This is a genomic window from Gemmobacter lanyuensis, assembly GCF_014652355.1.
Lineage (GTDB): Bacteria > Pseudomonadota > Alphaproteobacteria > Rhodobacterales > Rhodobacteraceae > Gemmobacter > Gemmobacter lanyuensis.
In genome coordinates, this window is record NZ_BMYQ01000020.1 from 20,197 (window position 1) to 28,224 (window position 8,028).

Here is an 8,028-nt window from a genome sequence, read left to right on the forward strand (position 1 = left end):
TATCCGTAATGTCTAGGGTTCTCTCAAAATATCGTAAAGGCGGAAGCCTTTGCTGCAATGCAGAACTTGGTGTCGGTGGCGGTTACGCAACGCGGCTGTCCACTTTGCAGCGGCATTCGGACCGGACCGATTGAATATATCCGTCATTCTGATATTCATCAGGTGTTGAGGTGGGGGATTGTCATGACCAAGCGCTTTCTGATGTTGTCGCCGGATGATGGGGCCGAGGTTCTGAAGTGCCTTGCGGCCCCGGCGCGGCTTGCAATCCTGAAGTTGCTCCATGCTGCCGGCCCCATGAATGTGAACGATATCGCCGAACGGCTGGAAATGCCCCAGTCCAGCACATCGACGCATCTCAACATGCTGGAAGACGCAGGGCTGATCCGGACCGAGGTGCAGAAGGCCCGCAAGGGCAGTCAGAAAGTCTGCCATGCCGTCCATGACGAGGTCATCCTCACATTTGGCCCCGCCGAAAGCGCGGCGGAAAACACCATCGAGGTGATCATGCCCGTCGGGCTTTACAGCGGCTTCGATGTCTCGGCGCCCTGTGGCATGTGTTCGTCCGAGGGGATCATCGGCTTTCTCGACAGCCCTGACACCTTCCTGTCTCCCGACCGGATGAAGGCTGGACTTCTTTGGTTTACAAGGGGTTATGTCGATTACCAATTCCCCAATAACGCAAGGATCCGCGGCGCGGAAGTGCAGGAACTCGAGCTTGTGATCGAACTCTCCTCAGAGGTGCCGGGCACCTCCGAAGACTGGCCTTCGGACATTCGGATTTCGGTCAATGGAACCGCACTCACCACCTGGACGTCGCCAGGTGATTTCGGTGATCGGCGTGGCACCTTTACCCCGGATTGGTGGAAATTGCGCGGCAGTCAGTACGGCATGCTCAAGAGCTTTCGTGTGACCCCCGCCGGCACCTTTGTCGATGGAATGCGCGTCTCGGATACAACCCTCGCTGACCTGAACCTGCTGGAACATCGGTCCATCCGGCTACGAATCGAGGTGCCGGACGGGGCTGCCCATCCCGGCGGCGTGAACATCTTTGGTCGTGGGTTCGGCAATTACGACCAGGATATCATTCTGCGCCTGCGGACCTGAGCCTTCGGCGCTGCAACTATGTGTTGACAGACCTCGTTGCTCCCTATTAGTTTCAAGATAACTGATATAAATCAGAAAATCTGATACTAAAAGGGAGGATGCAGCGATGCGCGCTGCCGTGACGGCCCATGCCGGCTATACCATTTCGAAAATTGATCCCCGGCTTTACGGGTCCTTCATCGAACATCTGGGCCGGGCGGTTTACACCGGTATCCATGAACCCGGCCATCCGACTGCCGATGAAAACGGGTTTCGCCGCGATGTGATTGATCTTGTGCGCGAATTGGACGTGCCGATCGTGCGCTACCCGGGCGGGAACTTTGTTTCGGCCTATGACTGGGAAGACGGAATCGGGCCGAAAGAAGATCGTCCGGTGCGCCTTGATCTGGCCTGGCATTCTTCGGAAAGCAATCAGGTTGGCATCCACGAATTTGCGGATTGGGCAGATGCCGCCGGGACAGAGATGATGCTGGCGGTCAACCTCGGGTCGCGCGGGCTCGATGCGGCGCGGGCCTTTCTGGAATATGTGAACCATCCGGGCGGCAGCTATTGGTCGGATCTGCGCCGCAAGAACGGGCGGGAAGAACCCTGGGGCGTCAAGATGTGGTGTCTTGGCAATGAGATGGACGGCCCCTGGCAGATCGGACAGAAAACCGCCGCCGAATATGGCCGTATTGCCTTTGAAACCGCCAAGGCGATGCGCGCCTTCGACAAGTCGCTGGAGCTTGTGGTCTGCGGGTCGTCCTCACCCAAGATGGCCACTTACCCGGAGTGGGAGGCGACGGTTCTCGACTACACCTATGACTCGGTCGATTACATCAGCCTGCACATGTATTTCGATAATCACGCTGGGGATACCGCGGCCTATCTGGCGCAGAACGCCCGGCTTGATGATTATATCGGCACGGTCGCCGGGGTACTGGCCTTTACCAAGGCCAAGAAACGTTCAAAGCGCGATGTGTATATCAGCTTTGATGAATGGAATGTGTGGTACCACTCGCGCGAGCAGGATCGCACGGTGCTGGAGGGCCGGGACGGTTGGCCCCATGCCCCGGCCCTGCTTGAGGACATCTACAATTTCGAGGATGTCCTGCAGGTGGGATGTATCCTCAACACCTTTATCCGCCGGTCGGATGTGGTGAAGGTGGGGTGCCTTGCGCAGCTGGTGAATGTCATCGCGCCGATCATGACCGTGCCGGGTGGTCCGGCCTGGCGTCAGACGACCTTCTACCCCTACCTCTTCGCCTCGCGCCACGGGCGCGGCACGGCGCTGAACCTTGCGGTGGACTGTGCAGGCTACAGCACTGATTTTGCGTCGGATGTGCCTTACCTCGATATTGCGGGCGTGCAGGCGGAAGATGGCACCCTGGCCTTCTTCATGGTGAACCGTCACCCGACTGAAACGCTCGCGCTTGACCTCTCGCTCGAAGGGTTCGCGGTCGGCGCGGTCATCGAGGACAAGGTGATGTCCGGCCACGATCTGCGGCAGGTGAATGGTCCGGATGACACGCCGGTCGCGCCGAAAGATGGCCAGGATGCCGCGATTGCCGCGGGTCGCCTGACAGCAGCCTTGCCGCCGCTGTCATATCGCATGATCCGGCTCGGCTGATCGCGCTGCAGGGAGGGGAGGCCCATGTCGGCAAGTATCGAGATCCGCAACGTCACCAAACGCTATGGCGGTCTGACCGTTCTGGAAGACATTTCGCTGTCCATCGCCGCGGGGGAATTCGTGGTGTTCCTTGGGCCATCGGGCTGTGGAAAATCCACGCTCCTGCGCATGGTCGCGGGACTGGAGGCCCTTGACGGCGGCACGATTGATCTGGGGGGCACCCGTATCGACACGCTGCCCCCCGGCAAGCGGGGTGTCGCGATGGTGTTTCAGTCCTATGCGCTTTATCCGCATATGACCGTCGCGCAGAATATGGGCTTTGGCCTGGAAAACATCGGCATGGCGCGCGAGGATATCGCGCGCCGGGTCACAGCGGCGGCGGATGTGCTGGAAATCGCCCATCTTCTGGACCGCAAACCCGCCAAGCTTTCGGGTGGGCAACGGCAGCGGGTTGCCATCGGCCGCGCGATCGTGAAAGAGCCGAAGGCCTTTCTTTTCGACGAACCCCTTTCGAACCTCGACGCCGCCCTGCGGGGCCGCACCCGGCTGGAGCTGGCCCAGCTTCACGCCCGGCTGGGCAGCACCATGATCTTCGTGACCCATGACCAGGTCGAGGCGATGACGCTGGCCGACCGGATCGTCGTGATGCACAACCGCCGCATCGAACAGATCGGCACCCCGATGGAGATCTATCGCCGCCCCGCCACCCGTTTCGTGGCCGGGTTCGTGGGGACCCCCGCGATCAGCATCCTGGGCGTTAAGGCCGCGGAACTTGGGCCGCGGGGTCTGACCGTGGATCTGGGCAGCGCCGGGGTGCTTCAGACCCGGCTTCAGCTGCCTGTCGCCGTGCCTGCCGCAGGCGGGCTTGAGATCGGCATCCGCCCCGAGGATGTCACCGTTGTCCCCCCCGGCGGGGATGGCATTCCCGCGCGGGCCGAAGTGGTGGAACATCTGGGCGAACGCACGCTCGTCTATGCCCGCCTTCCCGATGGCCAGCAGATCACCGCCGAGGCCGATGGACGCAGCACGCTGCGTGCCGGCACCGAGGTGAAACTGCGGCTTGATCCCGACGCCCTGCATCTTTTTGCTGCAGACGGGCGGGCCTTCCATGTGGATGCAGGGGGCTATGATGGCTGAAAGCTGGCGTCGAAGCCAATGGCGCAACGGGTTGTTCGCGCTGCCTTTCCTTGTGACCTTCGCGGCCTTTCTGGTCTTTCCGCTGATCTGGGGGTTCTGGCTTTCGCTGCACAAGGTTGACCTTTTCGGTCCCGGCCGCTTTGTCGGGTTCGACAATTACGTCAAGGTTCTCAGGGATCCGCAGTTCCGCCAGGCGCTGCTCAACACGCTGATCTTTGTGGCGACGACCGTGCCGACCCTTGTCGCGCTGGGTCTGTTCCTTGCCCTGGCGCTGAATCATCTGACCCGGGCCACGGCCTTTCTGCGTGGGTTGTTCTTCGCCTCGTCCGTCTTGTCGGTGACCATTGTCACGCTGATCTGGCGCATCGTCTTCATCCCCAACGACGGGCTGATCGCGCTGGTCTTTGACCACCTCGGCTGGGCCCAGATCGGATTTCTGTCAACCAAGGGCTGGTCGCTCTTCTCGGTGGGGGTGGCGACGGTCTGGTGGTGCATCGGCCTGCCGATGATGCTGTTCCTTGCGGCGCTTCAGCAGATCCCCGTGGATCACTATGAGGCAGCGGCCCTCGACAACGCGAACCGCTGGCGCGTGCTGACCCGCATCACCCTGCCTGCCATCCGGCGCACCGTGCTTCTGGTTGCGATCATCCAGGTTGTCATGCAGTTCCAGCTGTTCGGTCAGGCGCAGCTGATGACCAACGGGGGCCCGGCCGGAAGCTCGCGCCCGCTGGTGATGTACATCTATGAAGTTGGCTTCATCCGGTGGGAAGTGGGTCGCGCCGCTGCCGCATCGGAGATCCTGTTCCTCATCATCCTTTGCGCCGCGATGATCCAATATGTCGTCGCCACCCGAAATCAGGAGGGCGTGTGATGGCCCCGCGCACCTATCGGCCCGAGGCGCTGAATACCTCGAAGGGGCTGTTTGTTCTGGCCTGTCTGCTGGCCGTGGTGGCCATGGCCCCCATCGCCTGGATCGTGGGCCTGTCGCTGAAAGACAACAAGGCGCTGATGCTGGGGACGGAGGCTGTCTTCGCGCTGCCTTATACGTTGGCGAATTACGTCAACCTCATCGGGTCGTCGCAGGTCTTTGGCTGGTTCTTCAACAGCCTTGTGGTCGCGGTCGGTGAAACGGTCGGTGTCCTGGTTCTGTCCTCTCTGGCGGGTTATGCCTTCGGACGGCTTGAATTTCCGTTCCGCCGCACCTTGTTCGTGCTGGTCCTCTTCGGGCTTGCGGTGCCGGAACAGGCGGTGATCATCGCCCGGCATCAGATGTTCAACTGGCTGGGCTGGCACAACACCCATCTGGGGCTGATCGTCCCCGGCCTGACATCGGCCTTCGGCGTTTTCCTGATGACGCAGTTCTTTCGTGCCATCCCCAAGGAAATCGACGAGGCCGCATTGCTCGACAATACCCCGCCTTTCCGGCTGTTCTGGCGGGTGATGCTGCCCCTGACCCTGCCCGCGCAGGCGACACTTGGCATCTTCACCTTCCTGCACGCCTGGAACGACTACTGGTGGCCCCTGATCTCGGCCACCAAGAAAGAGATGTTCACCCTGACAGTGGGCATCGCCTCGTCCCAGACCAACTTCGCCCAAAGCGAAGGGCTGGGTTTCCTCTCGGCCCAGGCGGTCTTTGCCAGCTTGCCGGTGGTGATCGTCTACATCCTGTTCCAGCGCCACATCGTGACCGCTGTCTCGGGCGGTGCGGTCAAGTAACCGCGCCCCCACCCATCCGCCCCCGCCCGAGGAGGGGCAGGCCGGATCTGCAATGATCGGGGCAAAAGCCCCGGAACCAACAAGGGAGTGAGAAGATGAAGCGTTTTCTGTTTGGCTCCGTCGCCCTCATGGCGGCGGGATGGGCAAGTCTTGCCAGCGCCCAGACCACGATCGAGCTGCAGCGGTTCTTCGGTGCCTGCGATGCTGAATATGGCAGCGTGACCGATGTATCGGCCGCGGTGGGCGAATGCGGTATCATCACCGCGCTGGTCAACAAGTTCCAGGCCGACAATCCGGACATCAAGGTCAATGTCACCACGGTTGAATGGCCGGGCTATGACCAGCTGAATGCCCAGATGGCGTCGGGCGCGGCGCCGGACGTGGTGTCGATGCACTATTCCGCAATTTCGGATTACCAGTCGCGCGGCCTGCTGGACCCGGTCGATGGCGTGCTGGCCGCCGCCGGGGTGGACCCTGCGGCCTTCACCGATGCTGGCCGTGGTGGCGTCACCAAAGAGGGGCAGATGTATGGCCTGCCCTTCGACAACTGGACCATGCTCTTCCATGTGAACCTCAACCTCATGAAAGACGCCGGTCTGGTCAATGCCGATGGCACGCCGATCCTGCCCAAGACCCCGGATGAGCTGTATGCCCAGGGCAAGCAATTCACCGAAAAGACCGGCAAACCCTATCTGGTGCAGATCCTCGCCAATGAAACCGCGGCCTATGCGCGGGTGCTTTATACCTTCCTGCAACAGCAGAATTCGGATTTCTTTGCCGACCCGACCGCGATCAAACTGAACACCCCCGAGGCGGCGGCCGTGGTGGGAATGCTCAAGAAAATCAAGGATGAAGGTCTGACCACCGTCAATATGGATTATCCCGCCGCCGTGTCGGGCTTCATCAATGGGGATGGCGGCATCGCGATCAACGGCACCTGGCTGATCGGTGATTTCGTCGCCCAGTCGCAACAGGAAGGAACGGCGCTGGCCAACGGCTATACCGTTTATCCCATCCCGCAACTCTTTGCCGGGCGGGACGCCACCTATGCCGACGGGCATGGCTGGGTTCTGCCCCACAAAGAGCGCAGTGCCGAACAGGATGCGGCGATTGCCAAGCTGTTCAAGTTCCTGGCCGACAATGACTATCACTGGGCGCGCAACGGCCATCTGCCGGCGGTGAAATCCGTGTTCGACATGCCTGAATTCCAGAATCTGCCGCATCGCGCCAATATCGCCAAGATTGCCGAAACCGGCACCGCCCTGCCTGCGGCGGTGATGCGCCAATTCGCCATCCAGGACATCATCGGCGAAGAGGTCGGCGCTGCGGTGAATGGCGACAAGACGGTCGAAGATGCGCTCTCCACCGCCGAAACGCGTATCAATGAGCTTTTGGCGGATCTTTGATCCTGCGGCGCGCCATTTCCGGGCGACGATCAGGAAAGGCGGAGCACCAGCTCCGCCTTTTTTATGCCGACTGACGCCGAACATATCGCCCGCGCAGGCCACTCGCCCGGTGGGGGCAAGAACGCGGCATGGGTATAGACTTTCCTATAACGGAACCGCCAAAGGGGTGGGTCGTCTGACTTTCGGAAATTTCAACTGTCGGGCGAGGGTGATGCTCGGCACGCAAGATGCACCTAAGACAGGAAGGTTGCGCTGCGCAGTCAGATTCCCGGCAGTCCGGGGGCCGACGGTGCGGCGTAGCCAGCCGTTCTCTGTCCTGGGGGTTGACCCGATTGCGCCTGCTGTTCCCGATCACCGTTGCGGATGCCGTTGCAGCCGTCACCCGCTTGTGGCTCCAAGTGTTGTTCCTGCTGGTTTGCGTCACGCTTTTGTTGTGCGGGGCGCCAGGAGCGGTGCAGGCCGCCATTCTTCAACTCGCGGACCAAAACGCAAATACGGTGATCCCGGCCTGTCCGGCAAACCCCCTCGAGGCGGCCGATGCCGACATGGGCCTCGTGACGATGGCCTCTTCACCCAATTCGCTGACGGCCGTCCGCTTTCCGGTCAAGACCGTCGGCACGAGCCCAAGCGGCGATGCCTGGGTCATCCTTGTGGGGACGGACTCCGGTACCATCGTCGGCGGCTCGGTTGCAAAGAATACCATGACTGCGGGCGCGATGACCACTATTGCGCTCAGCCAGGCCCTGCAGACCTCTGCGAATGAACAGGTGCAGGTTCTGATCTGCGAAACCGGTGGGAATGACCTCCAGGTGAAGGCGAACGGTGGCGCTGCCGGATCGATCACCGTCGCCGCAGAGCCTGTCGCCTCCGCCCTCAACTTCCTGCAGAACCCGACCAACCAAACCGCAGGCGCCAGCATTTCTCCGGCTGTGACGGTGCAGATCGTGGATTCGACGGGGTCGGTCGTGACCTCTGCAACCACTGCAGTGACCCTGGCAATTGGCACCAATGCGGGCAGCGGGACGCTGTCTGGGACGAAGACGGTGAACGCGGTCA

At 61.3% G+C, this 8,028-nt stretch carries 7 protein-coding genes; all 7 read left to right on the plus strand.

Annotation, left to right across the window (positions count from 1 at the left end):
* The first annotated feature begins 183 nt into the window (after nt 1-183).
* Nucleotides 184-1,104: an ArsR/SmtB family transcription factor gene (locus IE101_RS18765; protein ID WP_189635383.1), complete on the plus strand. Its 921-nt coding sequence runs from the start codon at nt 184-186 to the stop codon at nt 1,102-1,104.
* Nucleotides 1,105-1,210: 106 nt separating this feature from the next.
* A complete protein-coding gene (gene arfA, locus IE101_RS18770; RefSeq protein WP_189635384.1) occupies nt 1,211-2,713 on the plus strand; it encodes an arabinosylfuranosidase ArfA in 1,503 nt (500 codons plus the stop codon).
* Between the two features lie 24 nt (nt 2,714-2,737).
* A complete protein-coding gene (locus tag IE101_RS18775) occupies nt 2,738-3,850 on the plus strand; it encodes an ABC transporter ATP-binding protein (RefSeq protein ID WP_189635385.1) in 1,113 nt (370 codons plus the stop codon).
* Nucleotides 3,843-4,721, plus strand: coding sequence for a carbohydrate ABC transporter permease (locus tag IE101_RS18780; RefSeq protein ID WP_189635386.1), 879 nt, complete (start codon nt 3,843-3,845; stop codon nt 4,719-4,721). The genes IE101_RS18775 and IE101_RS18780 overlap by 8 nt, the downstream gene beginning before the upstream one ends.
* Nucleotides 4,721-5,566, plus strand: a complete 846-nt coding sequence (locus IE101_RS18785; protein WP_189635387.1) for a carbohydrate ABC transporter permease — start codon at nt 4,721-4,723, stop codon at nt 5,564-5,566. The genes IE101_RS18780 and IE101_RS18785 overlap by 1 nt, the downstream gene beginning before the upstream one ends.
* Before the next feature lie 95 nt (nt 5,567-5,661).
* Nucleotides 5,662-6,972: an extracellular solute-binding protein gene (locus IE101_RS18790; protein WP_189635388.1), complete on the plus strand. Its 1,311-nt coding sequence runs from the start codon at nt 5,662-5,664 to the stop codon at nt 6,970-6,972.
* 332 nt (nt 6,973-7,304) lie between these two features.
* Nucleotides 7,305-8,028 (plus strand): hypothetical protein (locus IE101_RS18795; RefSeq protein WP_189635389.1); only part of this gene is annotated, 724 nt, incomplete at its 3' end.